Raw genomic sequence first — 1,291 nt, forward strand, 5'->3', positions numbered from 1 at the left:
GGCCGCTGCCTGTCGGCCCTGCCGCGCGAATGGCGGCTGCCGGCGCTGCTGTGCCTCGCGTTCGCCGAAGACTTCGCGGTCATCGACGGCGACAGCGCCCGCATCCCGTGGCTCGCGGTGTGCCTGCCGTCGAACTGGGCACCCGAAGAGAAAGTCGGCCGGCACTTCGCCGAGGTGCACGCCCCGGTCGCCGACAACCTGCTGCTCGTCAACGCCGGCGAGCACCTCGCGCGGCTCGTCACGCAGCCCGATCGCTGGGAGCGCTTCGTCTGGACGATCACGCGGCACCCGCGGCTGCATGCGCACCCGGACCGCGTCGACCCGGCGCCGTGGTCGCCGGCCGCCACGGCCGACGAGCTCGCGGCGCGCGCCTTCTTCCGCACCGAGCACCAGACCTTCATCCCGGTGCCGGGCGTGCGCCAGGCGGTGTTCACGATCCGTGTCAGCGTCACGCCGCTCGCGCAGGCGCTGGCCGACCCTGCGCAGGCGCGCCAGGTGCACGATGCGCTGTCGACGATGAGCCCCGCCGTGCTGGCCTACCGCGGCCTGACCGATGCGCGCGACCGCCTGCTGGACTGGCTCGCGCGCCGCGCAGCATGAACAGCCGCCCGATCGTGCCGGCGGAGCTCGGCTGGTCGCCCGAGGGGCTGCCGTTCTCGCCGCGCCATGGCGATGTCTACCACCCGCTCGCCGGCGCAGCGCAGCAGGCCCTGCACGTCTTCCTCGGCGGCAACCAGCTGCCGCAGCGCTGGCAGGGCCGCACGCGCTTCGTCGTGCTGGAGACCGGCTTCGGCCTCGGCAACAACTTCCTCGCCACCTGGGATGCCTGGCGGCGCGATGCGCAGCGCTGCGACACGCTGGTCTTCGTCTCGACCGAGCTGAACCCGCTGCGCCGCGATGACCTGCAGCACGTCCCGCGCGAGCCGGCATGGGCCGCGCTCGCGCCGCAGCTCGAAGCCGCCTGGCCGCCGCTGACGCCCAACCTGCACCGCCTCTCGTTCGAGGGCGGCCGGGTCCAGCTGCTGCTCGCGCTCGGCGACGCGCGCGACTGGCTGCCCGAACTGGTGGCCGAGGTCGATGCGTTCTACCTCGACGGCTTCGCCCCCGCGCGCAACCCCGATGCCTGGGACAGCCGCCTGCTGAAGACCCTCGGCCGGCTGGCCGCCCCGGGCGCGACGGCCGCCACCTGGAGTTCCGCACGCGCGGTGCGCGACGGGCTGGTGACGGCCGGCTTCGAGGTGGAGCGGACGCCGGGGCGCGGCGGCAAGCGCGACATCACGCTGGCCCGGTT

The 1,291-nt window shown here is 74.5% G+C and carries 2 protein-coding genes; both read left to right on the plus strand.

The features are described from left to right. Positions 1 to 600: heme-dependent oxidative N-demethylase subunit alpha family protein (locus AC1D12_RS33485; protein WP_477845399.1), on the plus strand; the 600-nt coding region annotated here is incomplete at its 5' end. After that, the coding region (mnmC2, locus tag AC1D12_RS33490) for a tRNA (5-methylaminomethyl-2-thiouridine)(34)-methyltransferase MnmC2 (protein ID WP_477845400.1) at positions 597 to 1,291 on the plus strand (695 nt) is incomplete at its 3' end. The genes AC1D12_RS33485 and mnmC2, both read left to right, overlap by 4 nt.

The organism is Rhizobacter sp. P1_G5 (genome assembly GCF_056405435.1).